This is a genomic window from Kitasatospora sp. NPDC088346, assembly GCF_044740765.1.
Classification (GTDB): Bacteria; Actinomycetota; Actinomycetes; order Streptomycetales; family Streptomycetaceae; genus Kitasatospora.
In genome coordinates, this window is record NZ_JBIURH010000029.1 from 21,301 (window position 1) to 39,897 (window position 18,597).

The window sequence follows — 18,597 nt, forward strand, 5'->3', positions numbered from 1 at the left end:
CCGAATCCAGGCAGTGCAGGACGGGACTGACGTCCGGACCGGGCAGTCCGCAGGTACCAGGGGCCGCCACCAGCGGTGTCCAGGTCAGCAGGTGCAGTACCAGCAGTACGAACAGTGATCAGGTCAGTACAGAGGATGAATGGAGGGCGCAAGCGCCATCAGGATCGCCCGGCCGGTGAACACTCGCCCGGGCGGACACCGCAGACCCCAAGGCAAGGACGGTGGTTTCCGGTCACGCATACGCGATCCCCGCACGCCCCCACCCCCGGGGCAGTGCGGAAGTAACAGGACCGGCCCAGGCCGGTAGATGGTGTTGTTCCCCTTCGGGGCCCCGGAGCCGACACGGCGCCGGGGCCCCTCAACGCGTTCTCCCCAGAACCAGAGAGGTGCAGTGACTACAACGACCAGCCCCGACACACCCGACAAACTCGACGACGACGACTACCCCGCCTACACCATGGGCCGCGCCGCCGAGATGACCGGCACCACCGCCGGCTTCCTACGCGCCCTCGGCAAACAGGGCCTCATCACCCCACTGCGCTCCGACGGCGGACACCGCCGTTTCTCCCGCTACCAGCTGCGCATTGCCATGCGTGCCCGCGACCTCGTCGACCAGGGCACTCCCGTCGAGGCAGCCTGCCGCATCGTCATCCTCGAGGACCAACTCGACGAAGCCCTGCGCCTCAACGAACAACTCCGCCGCTCCCGACACAGCCAGGAGCCCCCCGCGGACACCTGACCCGTCGGCGTCCGATCCGCGGCGCAGCCCTCCGCCCGGCGCCGGCCATCACGGCCGAGCGGGTGCCGGGCTGCTGCCGCGGGACCGCGCCGCGCTGTGCCCGGGAGGGGTGACTGGTGCGGGCGCTGCAGGCGGTTGGGTCGGTGGAAGGATGGGGGGCATGGATGTCATGCGCAGGAACAACGTGGTGGTCACCGGGCGGGTGGACGGGCCGGTGGTGCTGCTGGCGCACGGCTTCGGCTGTGACCAGAACATGTGGCGGCTGGTCGTCCCGGCACTGGCGAGGGACTACCGGGTGGTGCTGTTCGACTACGTGGGTTCGGGCCGCTCGGACGCGTCGGCGTGGATCGAGGAGCGCTACAGCTCGTTGGACGGGTATGCCCGCGACGTGGTGGAGGTCTGCGAGGCGCTGGAGCTGCGGGATGTGGCGTTCGTGGGGCATTCGGTGAGTGCCATGGTGGGGGTGCTGGCGGCGGCGGCCGCCCCGGAGCGGTTGTCCCGGCTGGTGATGGTGGCCCCTTCCCCGCGTTACATCGACGAGGACGGCTACCGTGGCGGGTTCAGTGCCGAGGACATCGACGAGCTGCTGGAGTCGCTGGATTCCAACTATCTGGGCTGGTCAGCGGCGATGGCCCCGGTGATCATGGGCAATGAGGACCGGCCGGAACTCGGTGAGGAGCTGACCGCCTCGTTCTGCGCGACCGACCCGGACATGGCCCGGGTCTTCGCCCGCACCACGTTCCTGTCCGACAGCCGCACGGATCTGAAGGCCGTGGCGGTGCCGACGCTGGTGCTGGAGTGCGCGCAGGACGTGATCGCCCCGCGTGAAGTGGGCGCCTACGTCCACGCCGCGATCCCCGGCAGCCACCTCGTGACCCTGGACGCGACCGGGCACTGCCCGCAACTGAGCGCGCCGGAAGCCACAGCCGAGGCGATCCTCGGCTTCGTCGGTGCGGCCCGGTGATGTGCCGCACCGGTCAGGAGTCCCAGAAGCCGGACGGGGACGAGGATGTGGACGCTACCGACGCGGCGTTCAGCGCCCTGCTGGAGGACAGCGCCGAGGAACTGTACGAACGGGCGCCGTGCGGCTACCTGTCCACCCTGATGGACGGCACCATCGTGAAGATCAACGCCACGCTGCTGGACTGGCTCGGCCTGTCCCGCCGCCTGGTCGTGGGCCGGATGCGGTTCACCGACCTGCTCACCGTGGGCGGCAAGCTCTACCATGAGACCCACTTCGCGCCACTGCTGCGCATGAGCGGTGAGGTCAACGGGATCGCCCTGGACATCAAGGCCGGCGACGGCCGGCGGCTGCCGGTGCTGGTCACTTCCAGGGTCAAGTCCAGCGCGGATGGCGAGCCGATGCTGATCCGCACCACTGTCTTCGACGCCCGCGACCGTCGCGCCTACGAGGCGGAGTTGCTGCACGCCCGTCAGGCGGCTGAGGAAGCCCGTCGGCAGGCGGAAGCGGACCGTGAGCGCCTGCAGGAGGCTCTGGCGGTACTCCAGCGGAGCCTCCTGCCTTCCGAACTGCCCGACGTGCCGGGGCTGGAGGCCGCCTCGCACTACCACACTGCCTCTCCGGACCTGCTGGGCGGAGACTTCTACGACCTGTTCCCCCTGGACGGGACGCGGTGGGCGTTCTTCCTCGGCGACGTGTGCGGCAAGGGGCCCGAGGCAGCTGCCGTGACGTCCCTGACCCGCTACACCCTGCGCGCCGCCGTCCTGCACGACCCCGACCCCGTCACCGTGCTCACCACGCTCAACACCGTGCTGAACGAGCGGTACACAAGCGGCGACACCCGCTACTGCACCGCCGTGTTCGGCGTTCTGCACCCCCGGGGCGACACTTGCACGGTGCGGGTCGCCTCCGGCGGCCATCCTTCGGCGCTGATCCAGCGCGCCAACGGCACCACGGAGTTTCTGCCGACCCCGGGCGGCATGCTCATCGGCGTCCTGCCCGAGGCCCAGTTCGCGCCGGCCCACACCGAACTCCTCCCCGGTGACACCCTGCTGCTTTACACGGACGGTCTGACCGAGGCCCGGACCGGCCCGAAGCGCGAGCTGTTCGGCGAGGACGCCCTGTGTGCCTTCGCCGCCGCCCACGCCCCGGCCGGGCCGAAGGCTCTGGTCACCGCCCTGACAGCACTGATCGCCGGTTTCGGCGACGGCCTCGACGACGACACCGCCCTGCTCGCCCTCGGCATCCCCGCTTCCTCGACCGTCGCTGCGAGTGACGACCTGACATGAGTGCGCTGACCATCATCGCCCGACCGTGCCGCACGACCGCAGCGCCAGCCAGCGCCGCCCGGTGACCTCGCGCCTTCCCGGCAGCGGCGCCGGATCGGCGGGGACGGGACTGTCCGGGAGCATGGCATGGCACCACGTCCCCGACGACGCCCCGACGACCAGTACGACGAAGCGTCCGTCCGCTGGGAAGACCTCGCCCGCCACCTCACCCACCCCGCCGAGGGGCCGCGTAGCCCTGTTCCAGGTGGGCTCTTTCTCCCGGGACTCCCGGCCGGCGTCGGCGCTTGGCCCCGGGTGCGGCCCGGGTGTCTTCGTGCACAGCTGCCTCGGTCCGCTGCTGCGAGCCGAGCTCCTGCATGCTGCGTGCGAGGGTGTCGGTCAGTTCCGCGTATGTGCTTTGGCCTGGCTCTTGAGGTCACGGGCTCGGCGCTCGGCGGCGTGAAAACGCGGAGAGTCGCTTGGGGAGAGAGCCCGGGTGCTGCGGCTTCGGCGAGGCGGCGGCTCAGAGGCGGTCAGGCCGGGACGGAGCAGGCGCTGCGCGGATACCCAGGGCCTCGGTGGCGGCGGCGTGGACGGTGAACAGGGACGTGGCCTGTGGCGGGGCCCGGGACGCTGCTGCCGGTGTCCGCCGGACCCGGTCCGGGCCGTCACCGGCGGTACCGCGCCGCCGGCCGGGGGCAGGGTTGAGACACTCCCTGTCCCGGTACCATCCGACCGGTCGTCATGCGGGGTTACCTCCAGTCTCGCCAGGGCGCGGCTGGGCGGCACGGCAGGCCTCCGGTGATATGGCGCCCGCCTGTTCTCCCCGTGGCGGACGGGTCTCCTCGGCGAGGGCGGGGTCACAGGCCGTTGGTGGCGACCAGGGCGAGGACGGCGGCCAGGTCGTCGGCGGGGCGGCGGGCGGCGATGTAGCCGTCGGGGCGGATGAGGACGAGTTCGTCCCCTGTGATGCCGTAGCTGTGGTGGGCGTGGCCGTCGGGGTCGATGACCGTGCCGGGGCCGGCGGTGGCCGGGTCGGTGGTCACGCGGAAGGCCCGCAGGCCGGAGGGGGTCTGCTGGACTTCCGCGGCACCGAAGGCGAGCAGGGTCCAGTGCGGGCCTCGCAGCAGGTCGAACACGCGCAGGGGACGGCCGGTCGCGGCGTCGCTGCAGGGCGCGTCGGGGGCGCGGCCGCCCGCGCCGGGGCTCTGGGTGAGCGCGCTGTCCGGGTAGGCGATGCCCAGGCCGGTGGTGTGCTCGTCGGTCAGTCCCCGCTGTGCGGAGGGCCCGTCGCTGTGCTGTATCGCGCGCATCACCGCACCCAGCCGGGCGGTGCTGTCGTCCAGGACGGTCCGGGCCACGGGGCGGCGCTCGTCCTCGTAGGTGTCGAGCAGAACCGGGTCGGCCCCGCCCAGGACGGCGGCGAGCTTCCAGCCGAGGTTGTAGGCGTCCTGGGCGCCGGTGTTCATGCCCTGGCCGCCGGCGGGTGAGTGGATGTGTGCCGCGTCTCCGGCCAGGAAGATCCGGCCTGTGCGGTAGCGGTCGGCCAGCACCACGTTGATCTTGTAGAGGGACAGCCATTCGACGTCCTGGATCTGCGCCCCGGGCACGCCGGCCCGGGTGGCGAAGATGCGCCGGAACAGGTCCAGGGACGGTGCTTCGGGCTCGGCCCGGTCGGCGGGGATGGACGCCTGGAACTGCCACAGGTCGGTGCCGGGCAGCGGGAACAGCGACAGCAGGCCGCCCTCCGCGCTGGCCCACAGGTGCTGGCAGTGCCGGGAGAGGCCGGTCACGCGCACGTCACCCAGGTGCCAGCGCTGGTCCGGGTGCGAGGTGCCGTGCAGTTCGATGCCGGCCAGCGAGCGGACGGCGCTGCGTCCGCCGTCCGCGCCGACCACGTACCGGGCGCGCAACGTACTCTGCCCGGCCGGTGTCCCGACGGTGGCGTTGACACCGTCCCCGTCCTGCTGGAGGCCGGTCACCTCGGTGGCCCAGTGGATGGTTGCGCCGAGTTCGGCCAGGCGGTCGCGCAGGATCTGCTCGAACCTCGGCTGGGAGAGCCAGACCGGCGGGTAGGGGGCGTCGGGGGCGGACGTTCCACCGGCGAGCTCCACGGCCTCGGAGACCACCCGGGCGCGGTCGTAGCGGCGGGTGGGGATGTTCGTCGTGCCCTGTGCGAGGACGCGGTCGATGATGCCGAGGTCGTCGGCGATCTCAAGGGTGCGGGGCTGGATGGTCTTGGCACGTGAGGCGGTGCTCGGGCTCGTGGACCGCTCCACGAGGCGGAAGCTGACACCGCTCCGGGCCAGGTCGCAGGCCAGGACCATGCCGACGGGGCCTGCGCCGACGATCAGGACGTCGGTGGTGGTCGCGTGCGCGGCGCTGGGAGTGGGCTCGCTCATGGCGCTCATTACCTACCTTAGGTATCATATCTGACGGCGGCCCGATCTCGGTCGAGGTCGGCTTCGAGGGCGACAATATACCTACGTTAGGTATCTATCAAGGGAGTGCGGGACATGGATCCCCTCAGCGACGCGACTGCCGGACTGACTACCGGACTGTTGCCGCGCATGCTCCAGCTGCGGACCCTGCTCAACCGCGGACAGCTGTACGAACAGGCCACCGAGGCCGCAGGGATCGCCCTGGACCGGCCTGCCATGACGATCCTCGTCATCCTCGACGCCGCCGGACACCCGCTGCGCGTCGGCGAGATCGCCACCCGCATGCAGGTCGTCGGGCCCCACGTCACCCGCCACCTCAACAGCCTGGAAAAGCGGGCGATCATCAAGCGCGTTCCCGACCCGGACGACCAGCGGGCCCGGCTGATCACCCTGACATCCTCCGGCCAGCGACTCGTCGACCGCTACACCACCGTCGTCGACGGCTGGTTCGAGGCGGCGCTCGCCCAGTGGCCCGACCGCGACCGCACCGAACTCATGCGCCTGCTCGCCCGCCTGACCGCCGACCTGACCACCCAGTTCGACGCCGTCGCCTCAGGCGCCGTTCCGGCCGAGGACGACAACTGACGGCGATGATGACCGTGGTGACGCCGCGGGCCCGTGCCGACCGACACCCTGGACGGTACGGCTGCAGACCGAGCGACCGGGTCCGATCCGACAGGTCGGGAGCTTGTCGCAGTAGCCCCGTCACTTGTCTTGTCCACCCGCCCGACCGGCGCGTGCCGCCCTCGGCTCCGGTACCGGCACGTCGTGGCGCGGTCGGCCCACGCCGCGACCTGGCGCACCGACGGCCGCCTCGCCTACGCACTCCGCGCGGACCAGGCCAGCCGCGAACCGCAGATCACCGTCGCCCAGAACCTCACCGCACGCCGAGGCCTCACCCCAAGGCCCGCCTGCGGCGCCCACACCGACCGCGGCACCGACCGCCCCGCCGCCCACGGCCCACCACCCCGCACGCCGCCGTGTGCACGCCGCTCCGACGCCGGAGGCAACCGCCGCGGCGCGCACCCCTGATGAGGATCCGCGAAAACGGTCAGTACTGCAACGGTTCCTACCGTGACGAGCCTTCAGTTCCCGGGCTGTGGCCTCGTCTCTTGTAGTGGCTGGTCCGGGCCTGTCGTTGGCGTCTGCGGCGCCATCGGGACCAGCTGAATCTGCTCGGCCGCCACAGCTTCACCGCCTCCACCCCGGACATCGGCGCCCTGCGCCCGCTGCGGGGCCCGGATGTGTGCTGGAGTTGGACGGACGACGACGGGGCCGGACAGGACTACGGGTGGCCGACCCGGGCGCTGATCCGGGGCCGCCTCCGCCTTCTCGGCACTGGCCCGGCGACCTGTCCGTTTCACCTGGGCGGCCGGCTCTGCGTCCTGGTCGTGACGGCCGGATTCCTGCTGCTCCTGCGGCTTTCACGCGGCGCTGATCGGTGCCGGATCGGCGGGGAGCGCCGCCAGTCGCCGCCGCGGCCTTCCCTGGAGAGGCGTGCGGTGAGTTCCCAGGCCGGCCCGCCTCGCCACTGCCGCTGGGAACGCCCGCGCCCTGCCCGTCCGGACACCGCGGCCCCTGGGCAGAGCCGGTTCCTGAACGGGGAGGGCGAGCGGCTCGCCGGGTTGCAGGCGGTCTGCCCAGGCGTCAGACGATGACCTGGCGGCCAATCCTCATGCATTTGCGGGTAGTTCTGCTCATGTGGGCTGGCCGGCAGCCATGCCCGGGGGGATCATCCATGGAACCCGTACGGTGGCCGTACCAGTTCACCGACAACCTGACGAGCAGGGCCGGGACGAAAGAGACAGACAGATGACTGAGATGCCCAGCTCGCCTCCGCCGGCGCGGCGCTTCCTCATGGTGCACGGCGTGCAGCACCGTCGGCCGTAGCAGCACTGGCTGTGGTGGTTGACCGAGGCCCTGCGCCAGCGGGGTGAGCAGGTGCTCTATCCGCAGTTCCCCGCGCCCGAGCAGCCGTCGGTGAGCGAATGGACCGATCTCCTGCACGCCGAGCTGGCCCAACTCGGCGACCAGGAACGCGTCGTGGTGTGTCACTCCCTCGGCTGCGCCCTGTGGCTGCGCGCCGCCCGGACCCTGCCTGCCGACCTGCGCGTCAGCCGGGTGCTGCTGGTGTCCCCGCTCGGTGACCAGGCGTTCACCGTGGCCAACAGTAATGAAGAGTTCAAGCTCGACCGCATCGACCGTGAGCACCTCGCCGCGGCGTCGGCCAAGCCGCCGCATGTGGTCGTCTCGGCGACCGATCCATACGCGCCCGCCAACGCACGCGAGTGGAGTGCCGCGCTCGGCCTGGACTGCGATATCCTCCCCGCCGCCGGCCACATCACCCCCGCGGACGGATACGGCCCATGGCCGGCCGCACTCGCCTGGTGCCTACGCGAACAGACCCCCGTGTCAGCCGTCACCGGACCCTGAGCGCGGAAGAGTCCGTGGCCGGTGATCGTATGCGGATCGAACACGGACCTGGCGACGCCCGGCGCGCACAGCCGGGGCAGGGCCTGACGGCGACGCGTACCAGCACCACCGCCGTGATCGGCGCGCTGCTTACCGCGACGCTGTTCTGGGCCGGGACTACGTCGTCGGCGGTGCCGCCGTGTCCGCGATCCCACCGCTTGACCTCCTGGCGCTTCGACGAGCGATCGCCGTGGTACCGCCTTTCGTTCTCGCGCAGCTGGTCGAACGCCCCCCACCTCGTTGCTGTCCAACGGGTTCGGCCTCGGCGACGTGTTCATGCTCGGCGCAATCGTCGGATGGACCGCGTACACCCTTGCCGGCCGCCTGAGCACCGGCATGCCGCCGGTCACGAGTACGGCCCTCCAAGCGCCAGGCGCACGTAGACGGCGCCGCTGACCCAGCCGGAGGCGGGGTGGCGTGCGCCGGTCAGCAGTGACGGCCGCGGCCCGGTCCGCGGGCCAGTGCGGTCGGCGTCGCGCAGGATCGCCTTACGGTTGGGATCGTCCACGCGGGCAGCGGGACGAAGGTGATGGGGGAGGCGGAGCCGGTCATCGTCCGGATCTCGTTGGCGAGCTGCAGCATGTCGAGCTGCAGCATGATGATCTCGTGCGGGTTGCCCAGGTTCACCGGGTGAACCCGTTGCCGCTGCACTGGTTCCAGAAGGACGCGGTGGCTGTCGCGGTGAAGGCCGTCAAGACGGGCGGCCGGGCCACGGTCGCTGCGGCCGCGCTGCGCCCGGCGGGGCACCGCCGACCCGGACGCCGCACTCAGTACTCGGAACCGCTTCGGCGGTAGGCGCCCGCGACCTGAAGCCACGCCCCGGCCGCGAAGAACCCCTCGACGACATGGGGACCGTTTTCCGAGACGCGCAGGATCCGCAGGGCCCCACTCGGGTGCAGGTCGTACTCGTAGGTGACACTCACGGGCTTGTCCTCGTACTGCATGTCCAGCGGCCCGCTGGACGATTCGGCGGGCGACCTGGCCTCACGCGCAAGTTTGACGTAGACAGACATGCTTCCACGGTATTCCCGGCCGCTTGGCGAAGCACCGGCACGGCCGTCTCCGCATCTCTGCGGAGACGGCCTACGGCCTGCGTGAACGCCGGCCGGTACAACAGGATTCGAGCCTGCGGCCCCCACCCCGGGATGACCTCGATCACCCTCCCGCCGAGGAGGCGGGGAAGAATTCTTCGATCACGAGTCGCAGCGTCAGGGCTCCTGCCTCATTGATCTGCACGTTTTACCTCCTCGCAATCGGCGGTGCCGGTATTTTTAAGCTTTCCCGGCAAACTCCAGCATACTCCGCACGGTGCGCATTCAGGAAATTCATCCGCTCATTTCCATGCCGGGTGCCCGGACCGCGGAATTCAATCTCCGGTCTGCCTCCGGTCTGCGGCTCGTTCCGCTTCCGGGCAGGGGGCTCGGCGTCGGCGATCCGTTACCCGTCGACGACTCCCGGGCCGGCGCGGTGTTCCTCCGGGCGACCCCGTCCGAGCACCCGACGGCCGACGGCATTCGGATGTTCCTGCCGCTGTTGGACGGCGGCGACGAGGTTGGGGTGTTGACCTTGGCCCTCGGCAGCGTCGACGACGACCGTCGGATGCTGCGGCGTCTCGCCGGACTGGTCGCCGACATGCTGGTCACCAAGAACGGCTACACGGACCGGTTCTTCCGGGCACGACGGTGCGAGCCGATGAGCGTGGCCGCGGAGATCCAGTGGTCCCTGCTGCCCCCGCTGTCGATGAACACGCCACAGGTCGCGGTGGGTGCCTGCCGGCACGCCAGACGGGGCCGATGTCGGGCTCGCCGAACTGTACGCGTTCATGGATGCCGCCATCGACGAGCAGTTCGGCCCCGACCAGTTCGTCACGGCCCAGATGATGCGTGTTCAAGGTCGTGGCCGCGATCCCGGCTGGGGATCCGCGCGGTCCTCGGACTCGCGCGGGTCCTCCGTCGGGGACTCCAGGACGTCCCCGGCCAGGGGTCGGACAGCACCCTGGTGAGCCGGTTATCGGGTCCGCGCGAATGGCTCACAAGCCGCGGATCCGTCACCTCCACACTACCGCCGCCGAACCGGCGCCGTTCCCGTGACCGCCCGGATCATCGTGTCGGACTCGTGGGCGCGGACTGAGTCAGCGCTGATCATTCCGACGTCCGACGTCCGACGTCCGACGTCCGACGTCCGACGTCCGACGTCCGGCGAACGGTGCCGGGTGTGGGGACGGGGTGTTCTGCCTGGTGGGCCGGTGCCAGCCGCCGGCTCGGCCCCGGCTGCCTCGCCGCTGCTCCGGCGCCGGACGACCGGTCCTGACCGCAGCGCCGCCGGCCCGCCCGGGGCCGGCTACGTCCTGACGGAGGCCAGTGCCCCGTCGATGACCGCGCACAGCGCCGGCAGGTCGCGTTCGACGTTGCCCAGGACGGTGCTCGGCGCGGTGGTGGCGATAGCGCCGACGGCGACCAGGGCGAGCTGCTCGGCCCAGGTCAGGTCCGGGGCGGTCTCGGCGCCGGCGGCGCCCAGCAGCACGTACGCGTCCAGCCGGCAGCGCAGATCGCTGCTCACCTCGCCGTCCCCGTCCGGGACGATCTCATGGCCCATCACCTGCCGCACCGCCTCGGCGAACAATGCCAGCCCCCGCCGGTGCGCCTGATCGCCCTGCCTTGCCGCCAGCACCTCGACCCACCCGGCGGCCCGCTCTCCGGCGGCGGCGGCCTCGGCGAGCGCCTCCCGCACGGCGCCGGTCACCACCTCCTGGTCGTCGTCCTGGTCGATCGGCAGCGGGACGGGCAGGAAGGAGAGCGAGTTCGTCATGGCCGGTGAACCGCTCCCGGCCCCGGACGGTTACGGCCCGAGCCGGTTGGTTCGACGTCGGCGGGCCGGTTGGGTCCGCAACTGGAACCTTCCACCGCAGCGGAGGTCACGCCTTCGGCGACCTCCTCCAGGACGTACCTGCCGGGCCGCCCGTGACCGAGCCCGTGGCGCGCCTCGCCGAGCGATGCCCTGGTCGGGCCGCCCGCCGCCCGCCGCCCGCCGCACTCGGCCACCGTGCCGGTGCCGCCGTCCCCGAGAGTCTTTGGCAAGTCACCACGAAGATTCGTCAGGGTGTGCATCTCCGGCCGACGGCACGAACGGCAAAAACGATGCGGCAGTTCCGCGGCTCGGACGTGCCCAGCGCTTCGTCGGTATTCCGTCGTGGGCCTCCACGGTGCTATCACCCGTGGCCCGCAGGTGGCTGGCGACACGCCAGGAGCACCGGGTGGTCGTGGAGCCCGCCTCTGCCTATTCGTACATCAAGGACGGCTCGTTCAACCTTCCCGGCGTCACCACAGGCTATGTGGGCGTCGGCTTCGACAACTTCGGGAACTTCGCCGCCCTCTCCAGCGGTCCAGGCGCTCCCGGCCGCAGCCCCGACACCCTGGGCGTGCGCGGCTCCGGGGACCTGCCCGCCGCTGCGCGATGCCGGCCCGGCACCCGGGTCGCGGTGGATCGTTGACAGGTCATGGGTGAGGAGGCAGGTGCGTAGGCGCACAGGACGAGGTTGCCGTCGGCCTGCATGATCAGCCGGGCGTTGTCGGACGCGAGGACCGCACCGGTGGGCCAGGGCGGCCCCGTCAGGCGTTGCGCCGCCCGCGATCTTCCGGCGGTGATGCCGGGGCGCGAACCGGAAACGCGCTCGGAGGACGGTCGCCACCTACGAGTACTCGTGCCTCTCACCGGTCCAGGGGTCGATACCCGAGTCGAACAGCCGATTGTATTCCTGCCAGTGGAGGAAACGGGCATCGGGGCCCATGCGAAGGCCCTGGAGCGGGCCTGTCAGGAGATCCCCGCACGCCCTCCGCAGGTAGTCGACCATTCCGACGTCGCAGACCACGGGGGCCAGACCGTGCAGGGCGATGACGACGGGCCACTTGTCAGGGTCCGGCCCGCTGGCATGCCAGAGGTAGTTGTTGGCTCCGTCGTCACCGCCCCACTGGATCAAGTCATTCACAGGAAGGCGGTCCGAAGGCCAGAAGTCGTCGCCCGCGGCCGAGTTTCGGAAAGCGTTGGTCGCGCTTCTGACGCTCGGGGGAGCTCCCCTCCTTCCGGCGGGAGTGGAGGGGCAGGCGATCCAGGCGAAGTTGCTGATGCTTCCCGCCCCGTAGGTCGAGATGAAGGCCCCGTAGTCCCCGGGGAGTGTCATGCCCGAGCCGGATCGGAGGTCGGTCAGTCCTGCGGCATCGGCGGGGGCGCCCGCCGGACTTCCGGCACAGGTTCGAAGAACCCGCCGAAGATCATCAATGGACGTGAACGTCACAGAATCCCCCTTCGGGATCAATCAGCTCATTGTGCCCGTCGGGACCGGCGAGCCATTCTCGTTGGCCCTGCCCAGATTGAACCATCCGCCGGAATTGACGCCGAAGACCTTGTTTTCGATCGTGAGATCACGAATGGTGATCCCCGGGCTTCCGTCGGGGCAGGTTCCGACCGCCGTGATAGCAAACTCATAGGGGACCGTACGCGCCCCATCGTAGCGCGGTTCGACCATGTATCGAACGACTTGATGATCCACCATGACGGCCTTCCTCACCTGGGCTTCGATGGACGCCATATTGGGATTCATGCCGGGATCGTCGGCGGCTTGCCTGCTGGCGTTCGCGGCACGGGAACAGGTGGCGAGGTTGCCGAGGTCGGTGCCGCTTCCGGACAGGCTGGCCGCAAGCAGGTGGCAGTTGTTGATCCAGAGAGCGGGCGGACGGCTTCCCAGCCACGCGCCGTATCGGCCGGCCCAGTCGTAGCCGGGCGGTCGTATGCCGCGCGTGGTTGATGAACCCTCGTGCGTACTGAGCCATGCCTCATCGAGGCACGCCTCCGCGCCTTGGGCGCGACCGTACTGATCGACCGGCAGGTACGTACGCCAGCCGCCGCCGAAGCCCTTTCGGCAGTCGTCCGGCTCGGGATCCGGGTCGGGGAGCGGCGGACTCCCGGGGCCCGGCAGCGAGGAGTTCGGCACCTCCTGGACCGACTTGATCTCGTCGATGACGCGCTTCTCGCCGGCCTGGTACACAACGAGCCCGGCGGAGTCGAAGGCCTCCGGCGCCGGGGCCGGAACCGCGGCGGCCCCCGGCGTCTGCACCCGCAGTGCCGTGAAGTGCCCGTTGGGCTTGCGGACCAGCCCGTCGTAGGTGATGGAAGGGCTGCCGAGCACGGCCGCCTGCGCGGCGGGGAGCTGCCTGACGGCCTCGGGTGTCAGGTACGCCGTGCCCGGACGCATGTCGACGGCGGTGCCGCTCTGCTGCTCGTACTGCTTCAGGGCGGAGGCCTGCGGCTGCCTGTCGGGGCTGTCGGCAGTGTCCGTGTCCTGACTCTGCGACCGGTCGCTTTGCTGCGGCGGGGCGGGCGAGTCACCGCCACGGTCCATCGAGGCCGCCGGGTCGGGCGGATCGTCGGCGAGGCTCTGGACGGCTTGCGCCATCTGCTGAAGCAGTTGCTGGTTCCGGGTCTGGAGCTGCTGCGCCGTGTTCTTGAGCGTGGCGGCCGTCGCGTCGTTCGCCCTGGAGGCGGTAGCGAGCTCGGACTTCCTGGAGGTGAGCCGGGCCTGTTCCTGCTCGAGCTGGCTCTGCTCGTTCTTGATGCCGCTCGCCTCGGCCTGGAGCTGGGCCTGCTCACCCTCCAGCTCGCGCACCTCGGCGTCGTACGCGTTGGCCGCGGCGGCCTGAGCGGGCAGTTGGAACGTGTTCGGCTTGGCGTTGTGGGCGTCGATCTTGGCGTTCAGGGCCTTCGACCGCGTGTCGAGGCTGCCGGTCTTCTGGTTGAGGGCAGTGGTCTTCGTGTTGTTCGCCTCGGTGTCGCTGTCGAGGGCGGCGGCCGCCTTGGTGATCCGTTCCGCCTCGGCAACCACCGTCTTCTCCTGTTGCGCCAGCTCCGCCACTCGCCGGTTCTCCTCTTCGACCTCCTGGATGAGGGTCGCCAGGGCGGCCTCGAAGCCCCCGGGCGGGACAAGGCGGGCGGGGACGGCCGTGCCAGGCTGCGCCGTGACGGCCGCGGCGCCGGTGGCCGCGATCGTCTGCGCTCCCGCGCCGACGATCGGCACCAGGACTGCCAGCAGCACCAGGAGGACGACGCGCCGCAGCGTGCGCCGGCGGCGCTCGGCCGCCTTGTGCCGGGACGCGGTCATCCGGTCACCTTCCCGGCGAGCTCGTCGGCGATCCTCGAGGTGGTCGGTGCGCCGTCGCCCGCCTGGCAGACGGCGACCTGCACCAGGCTCGTGCCCGTCACCCGTGCCTGGTGGTAGCAGGCCCAGTTCGCGGCGCTGTCCTGCGCCGCCTTCCACGCCACGACGACCGTGAAGGGAGCGCGGGCCGTGTAGGCCCACTTCGCGGTGCGACCGGCCTGGTCGGTGACCGTCGAGGACGGGCACTTGGTGAGACCGTCGGTGAGCGTCCGGAAGGCCGCAGCCGCCTTCTCACCGTCCGGGAACACACCGATCACCTGGTTCACGGTGTAGGCGCCCGAGCCCCCGGCGTCCTGGTAGGTCGCCGACAGGAACGCCTTCCACGCCTGCCCGTAGACCGACTGCGTCGTCGGCCCGGCGGCGACGGCGCACTCCGACGGCGCCACGGTGAGCGGGGCGTGCGGCCGGTTCGACTGTGGGCCGGGGACCAGCGTCGTCCCGGCCAGCCGGCTGACGCTGTCGGGGCCGAGGAGATCTGCCTGGACGGTCCCCTCGGCTATGTGCGGCGGAAGACCTGTGGGCTGCTGCGGCCACACCCACCACCCGATGCCGGCCAGCACGAGGCAGGGCACCACCGCGGCCAGCAGTAGCCGCCAGTGACGCAGTGCCCGAACGCGTCGGCGCACCCGAGGACCCTGTGGACGTGAGGGGTGCGGGACCGGTGCCTGCCGCTGCGGCGCGGACGGCGTGGCCGGGACGGGGGCGGGTGGCGTCGAGCTGCCGGGCGACCCGCTTCGCGCGGGCGGGGCCGAGGAGCCGGGTCGGCCGAACTGCGGCGGCACCGCCCTGGGGGTCTGCTGCCAGGTGGGGGGCGCCGGCGTCGCCGGATCCGGATTCCAGTAGTGCTCTGTCATGCCGTCATCCCTTGTCGTGGTGTTCCTGCCGGCGCCCTTCGAGGCCCCGGATCCGGCTCGGCACGGTGTGCCGAAGGCTGGGTGGTCGGCGGATTGCGAGGAGGAGCCGTCATGCCGCGGCCGTCGACGAACGGATTCGCGGGTCCGACGGCCGGTCAGCGTTGCCGTACGGTGGTGAAGTCGCAGCCGGGGGCGGCAGAGTGTGACGACGCCGCTCCAGCTGCTGTGAACGCGGCTGCGCGTCTCGGAGTGGGTCAGCGGCTTCTCGCGCGGATTCGGCTGCCGGCACCGTGGGCGGTTCCCTGGCCGGGCCGTCCCCCCGCGGCTTCGCCGGGTCCAGGGCGCGGAGCGATGGGGCGAACAGGAGCACGGCGATCGCCAGGGCGATGATTCCGGCGACGAGCGCAGTGGTGCTGTGCGGTTGGGCGGTGCCGGACGTGTGTCAGCGGTGACAGGAGGCGGCGAGGAGGAGCAGCAGGATCGCGACGGCCACGAAGGTGAGGCAGCTGTTGCCGCCGTCCGGGTTCTTGGTGTTGGTTTCGACCAGGCCGCCGGGGACGAGGCCGGTGTGGCGGTCGGCGTAGTGCGCGCTCTGCTGCCGCTCACCCTGGGACTCGGTGCCCCAGGACGTCTTGAAGCCGCACTCGCCGCACCGGTAGCGGTATGCCATGTCAGTTCCTTGAAGCTTGTGATCCGATGATGGGTTGTCCGCTGCGGGCGCCCGGAACATCAGCGCCAGCGCCAGCAGACGGTGTAGCCGAAGGCCGGGTAGTCGCCGGATCGCCAGTAGGTGGAGCCGCTGGTGCCGCAGAACGCGGTGTCGTAGGCGGTGCTGGTGCGTCCGGTGACGTAGACGTTGGATTTGCCGCAGCTGCCGACGTTGGTGAAGGTGGAGCCCGACTTGAGCAGGCATTCGTTGACGGTGGCGTAGCCGGCGTCGTCCGGGTAGTTCATGGACAGGCACAGCAGGACGTCGAGGCCGGAGTGCCCGGCCGTCGGCATGGAACGCCAGTAGTTGTAGTGCGGCCAGTTGTCGCACTTGGTGTGGTCGGAGGTGCCGCGGTAGACCGCCAGGACCTTGAAGTTGCCCGTCTGGCAGGACTGCGTCGACCAGGCGTCGGCACCGGCGGCCCCGAAGACGCAGTCGCCTTGGCGGGCGTGGTAGGCGGTGCCGCCGGAACTCTGGTAGCTGAGGCACAGGACGCGGTCGTACAGGCTGGACGAGACGCTCTCGTCGCTGTTGGTGACGTTGTCGCAGCTGTTCAGGTCGGTGCTGCCGGCGTTGAGCCGCACGACCTTGAACGCCCCGGAGACGCAGTCGGTGGCGGACAGGTCGGCGTGGCCGCTGGTGCCGGAGTCGTAGAAGCAGTCGCCGACCTGCGCGGTGGCGATGGGACTGGTCGGAGTCGGCGTTGGAGTCGGCGTTGGCGTTGGGGGTGGGGACGGAGCCGGAGTCGGTGTCGGGGTGGACGGGGCGGAGGTGGTCCCCGCCGGTTGGGTGGCGGGCGTCCACGCGGGGACGTGGGAGGCGTACGGGGTGTGGGAGCTCGCCGTCCGGGCGCTGTCGGCCGCTCCGGAGGCGTCGGCCTCCGAGGAGTGCCGGTTGCCGACGATCACCAGCAGGAGGGCCAGGCCGGCGGCGAGGGCACCGACCGCGCTGCCGACCTTGGCTGCCGCGGAGGGCGGCTTCGGCGCCCCGGTGACGGTGGGCGGTCGACCGGTGACCGGTCGGCCGGGAGGCCACCTGGAGTGCCGGGGCGCCCTCGGTGTGGTGCCGGTGGACGCGTCGATCGCGGCCGAGGCAAGCCGCTCGGCCCACACGTCGGGGGTCGGTCGTCGCGCCGGGTCGGGGTCGAGCGAGGCGCGGGCCAGGTCGCCGAGCGCGGGACTGATCGCGCCGAGGGCGGTGAACCCGGTCGCGGTCTGGTCGCGGGCGAAGATACGGACGGCGAGCAGGGCGAGCTTGTACACGTCGCTCGCCCGGGTGGCCCGCTCCTCGCCTGCGGGGACCTGCCAGTCGGGGGTCTCGGCCTGCGGCAGTACGCTCGCACCGTGCAGGCGCATGGCGTCGCAGTCGATCAGGAAGCATCCGGGCTCGGGCGCCAGGCTGAAGAGCAGATTCTTCGGGGAGACGTCGCCGATGGTGACGCCGAGCCGGTGCAGTCGGTCCATGGTGGCCGCCAGGTCGGCGAGCAGGAGCAGTCGGTGCCGGTCGCTGACCGCCAGTCCGATCCCGGCGACGTAGGCGTCGTCGTTGAGGAGGTACTCCATGCTGGCCAGCCGCCGCGACCTGGTGTTCGCGCCGGTCAGTGTCCGGAGCATGAAGTGGAAGCGGTCGGGCACGGCGCGCATCAGGAACCCGCAGGCCCGTCCCTCGCGTTGGACCACCGCGGCCGGCCACGCGGTCTTCTCGCAGAGCCAGCGCCCCTGTGCTCCGGTGAGCCGGCCGAGCAGGGCAGCTGCGGCGTCGAGCGCGGCGGCGTCGAGCCGGGGCAGGACGGAGGGGTTGTACTCCTTGTAGACGATCTCCCAACCGCCTTCGGCAGCACCCTCGTTGATGCGCTTGTTGAGCACCTGGTGGACGGAGCCCTGGCCGCCCTGCCCGAGTTGGTGACCCAGGGCCAGGGTGGCGACGTCGACCTTGGCTGCGGGGTCGGTGCTCACCGCGGCTGCGCCTCGTTCCGGGGCCAGAGGGCCAGCAGGGTGCGGTCGTCGTCGAAGGTTTCCCGGGTGAAGTCCAGTACGTGCCCGAGCCACAGCGGTGGCGGTGGCGTGCTGAGGTGCCGGGCGAAGTGCGCGCCGACCCGGCCGTCGCCCTCGCCGAGCGGGTCGCCGAAGCCGTCCGTGCCGACCAGCAGCGTCCAGGGCGCCTCCAGCCGGCCGGTGGCCGTTTCGATCCGGTCGGGGATCAGGGGCAGCGGGGACACCTCGTTGGCGACCAGCAGGGCGTCCGATCCGGTCTTCGAACCGAACAGGGGCCGGTAGCGGCCTTCGGCCCGATCGAGGATCCAGGCTCCGGAGTCGCCGATCCGGAAGAGCTCGACGCTCGGGCCCCCGGTGGTGGGGCGGACCGCGCCGGCGACCAGGGTGGTCGCGTACAGGCGTGCCACCTCGGCGGAGCCCGGCTCGGTGACGCCCAGCCGCCACTGGGCGAGCTGCCGCAGCCGTTCGGCGGCGTGCGCGGCGACGTCGGTGGGGTCGAGCGGCCCCGGTGTCCGGTCGAGCAGGTGCAGGATCCGCTCGACAGCGGCCCGGCAGGCCTCGACGGCGCCCAGGTGCGACTCGGAGGCGCTGGAGACGCCGTCGGCGACGGCGAACACGATGCTGTCGGTGGCCTCGTGCACAGCCGCTCGGGCCGCGTCCTGGCGCGGCTGGCGGTAGTAGCGGTGCTTGGCGCCGCGTACCGAGGCGAACCGCAGGGTGAGAGCGTCCGTGGACCAGCCCTCGCACTCGCTGTCGGGGAAGTCGAAGGCGTACTGGCTGGGCGGGCGGGCCTCGAACTCCATGCCCGCGACGCCCACCGTGATCCGCTGCCACGGCGCCGGACCCGGTTCGGACGACGCGGAGGACGGCGCCGAGGGCGGGGCTGGGGGAGTCGGTGGCGGCCCGAGCGGGTGGCCGGGCGCGGGTGCCGGGTGGGCCGGGTCCTCCCGG

Annotated in this window: 17 protein-coding genes and 1 pseudogene; 8 read left to right on the forward strand and 10 right to left on the reverse strand. The window is 71.3% G+C overall.

All coding sequences use genetic code 11. From position 1 onward, the window contains the following. The first annotated feature begins 457 nt into the window (after window positions 1–457). The 3 genes from ACIOFR_RS28810 (at window position 458) to ACIOFR_RS28820 (ending at window position 2,989) form a co-directional block, all read left to right on the forward strand. Complete coding sequence (locus tag ACIOFR_RS28810) at window positions 458–739, forward strand: MerR family transcriptional regulator (protein ID WP_401002197.1); 282 nt, start codon at window positions 458–460, stop codon at window positions 737–739. 160 nt (window positions 740–899) lie between these two features. After that, window positions 900–1,703 carry an alpha/beta fold hydrolase gene (locus ACIOFR_RS28815; RefSeq protein ID WP_401002138.1) on the forward strand — a complete coding sequence of 268 codons (804 nt, stop codon included), beginning with the start codon at window positions 900–902 and terminating at the stop codon, window positions 1,701–1,703. Then, window positions 1,703–2,989 carry a PP2C family protein-serine/threonine phosphatase gene (locus ACIOFR_RS28820; protein WP_401002139.1) on the forward strand — a complete coding sequence of 429 codons (1,287 nt, stop codon included), beginning with the start codon at window positions 1,703–1,705 and terminating at the stop codon, window positions 2,987–2,989. The genes ACIOFR_RS28815 and ACIOFR_RS28820 overlap by 1 nt, the downstream gene beginning before the upstream one ends. A gap of 839 nt (window positions 2,990–3,828) precedes the next feature. Here ACIOFR_RS28820 and ACIOFR_RS28825 read toward each other — a convergent pair. Next, window positions 3,829–5,370 carry an FAD-dependent monooxygenase gene (locus ACIOFR_RS28825; protein WP_401002140.1) on the reverse strand — a complete coding sequence of 514 codons (1,542 nt, stop codon included), beginning with the start codon at window positions 5,368–5,370 and terminating at the stop codon, window positions 3,829–3,831. 114 nt (window positions 5,371–5,484) lie between these two features. Here ACIOFR_RS28825 and ACIOFR_RS28830 point away from each other — a divergent pair, with 114 nt between their 5' ends. The 3 genes from ACIOFR_RS28830 (at window position 5,485) to ACIOFR_RS28840 (ending at window position 7,842) form a co-directional block, all read left to right on the forward strand. Beyond that, on the forward strand, window positions 5,485–5,994 hold the full coding sequence (locus ACIOFR_RS28830; RefSeq protein ID WP_401002141.1) for a MarR family winged helix-turn-helix transcriptional regulator: 510 nt from the start codon (window positions 5,485–5,487) through the stop codon (window positions 5,992–5,994). 183 nt (window positions 5,995–6,177) lie between these two features. Beyond that, window positions 6,178–6,441 carry a transglycosylase family protein gene (locus ACIOFR_RS28835; RefSeq protein ID WP_401002142.1) on the forward strand — a complete coding sequence of 88 codons (264 nt, stop codon included), beginning with the start codon at window positions 6,178–6,180 and terminating at the stop codon, window positions 6,439–6,441. An 867-nt stretch (window positions 6,442–7,308) separates the two neighbouring features. Then, complete coding sequence (locus ACIOFR_RS28840) at window positions 7,309–7,842, forward strand: RBBP9/YdeN family alpha/beta hydrolase (RefSeq protein ID WP_401002198.1); 534 nt, start codon at window positions 7,309–7,311, stop codon at window positions 7,840–7,842. 465 nt (window positions 7,843–8,307) lie between these two features. On the opposite strand, the gene ACIOFR_RS28845 is transcribed toward ACIOFR_RS28840, so the two are convergent. Beyond that, complete coding sequence (locus ACIOFR_RS28845; protein WP_401002143.1) at window positions 8,308–8,508, reverse strand: hypothetical protein; 201 nt, start codon at window positions 8,506–8,508, stop codon at window positions 8,308–8,310. 140 nt (window positions 8,509–8,648) lie between these two features. Beyond that, window positions 8,649–8,894 (reverse strand): hypothetical protein, encoded by a 246-nt coding sequence (locus ACIOFR_RS28850; protein WP_401002144.1) that lies wholly within the window; start codon window positions 8,892–8,894, stop codon window positions 8,649–8,651. 304 nt (window positions 8,895–9,198) lie between these two features. Here ACIOFR_RS28850 and ACIOFR_RS28855 point away from each other — a divergent pair. Continuing rightward, window positions 9,199–9,769 (forward strand): annotated as a pseudogene (locus ACIOFR_RS28855) (serine/threonine-protein phosphatase); the annotation flags it as partial. Window positions 9,770–10,221: 452 nt separating this feature from the next. Here ACIOFR_RS28855 and ACIOFR_RS28860 read toward each other — a convergent pair. Beyond that, window positions 10,222–10,689, reverse strand: a complete 468-nt coding sequence (locus ACIOFR_RS28860) for a hypothetical protein (protein ID WP_401002145.1) — start codon at window positions 10,687–10,689, stop codon at window positions 10,222–10,224. A 445-nt stretch (window positions 10,690–11,134) separates the two neighbouring features. Between ACIOFR_RS28860 and ACIOFR_RS28865 the strand changes: the two genes are divergently transcribed. Then, window positions 11,135–11,371, forward strand: coding sequence for a hypothetical protein (locus ACIOFR_RS28865; protein ID WP_401002146.1), 237 nt, complete (start codon window positions 11,135–11,137; stop codon window positions 11,369–11,371). Between the two features lie 198 nt (window positions 11,372–11,569). On the opposite strand, the gene ACIOFR_RS28870 is transcribed toward ACIOFR_RS28865, so the two are convergent. From ACIOFR_RS28870 to ACIOFR_RS28895, 6 genes are all read right to left on the reverse strand, one after another. Next, window positions 11,570–12,172, reverse strand: a complete 603-nt coding sequence (locus ACIOFR_RS28870; protein WP_401002147.1) for a hypothetical protein — start codon at window positions 12,170–12,172, stop codon at window positions 11,570–11,572. A gap of 21 nt (window positions 12,173–12,193) precedes the next feature. Beyond that, window positions 12,194–14,032 (reverse strand): DNA/RNA non-specific endonuclease, encoded by a 1,839-nt coding sequence (locus ACIOFR_RS28875; protein ID WP_401002148.1) that lies wholly within the window; start codon window positions 14,030–14,032, stop codon window positions 12,194–12,196. Beyond that, window positions 14,029–14,715, reverse strand: a complete 687-nt coding sequence (locus ACIOFR_RS28880) for a sensor domain-containing protein (protein WP_401002149.1) — start codon at window positions 14,713–14,715, stop codon at window positions 14,029–14,031. Before ACIOFR_RS28880 ends, ACIOFR_RS28875 begins: the two co-directional genes overlap by 4 nt. Before the next feature lie 670 nt (window positions 14,716–15,385). Continuing rightward, window positions 15,386–15,613, reverse strand: a complete 228-nt coding sequence (locus ACIOFR_RS28885; protein ID WP_401002150.1) for a hypothetical protein — start codon at window positions 15,611–15,613, stop codon at window positions 15,386–15,388. A 59-nt stretch (window positions 15,614–15,672) separates the two neighbouring features. After that, window positions 15,673–17,607 carry a hypothetical protein gene (locus ACIOFR_RS28890; protein ID WP_401002151.1) on the reverse strand — a complete coding sequence of 645 codons (1,935 nt, stop codon included), beginning with the start codon at window positions 17,605–17,607 and terminating at the stop codon, window positions 15,673–15,675. Then, window positions 17,604–18,449, reverse strand: a complete 846-nt coding sequence (locus ACIOFR_RS28895) for a protein phosphatase 2C domain-containing protein (protein ID WP_401002152.1) — start codon at window positions 18,447–18,449, stop codon at window positions 17,604–17,606. The genes ACIOFR_RS28890 and ACIOFR_RS28895 overlap by 4 nt, the downstream gene beginning before the upstream one ends. Between the last annotated feature and the right edge of the window lie 148 nt (window positions 18,450–18,597).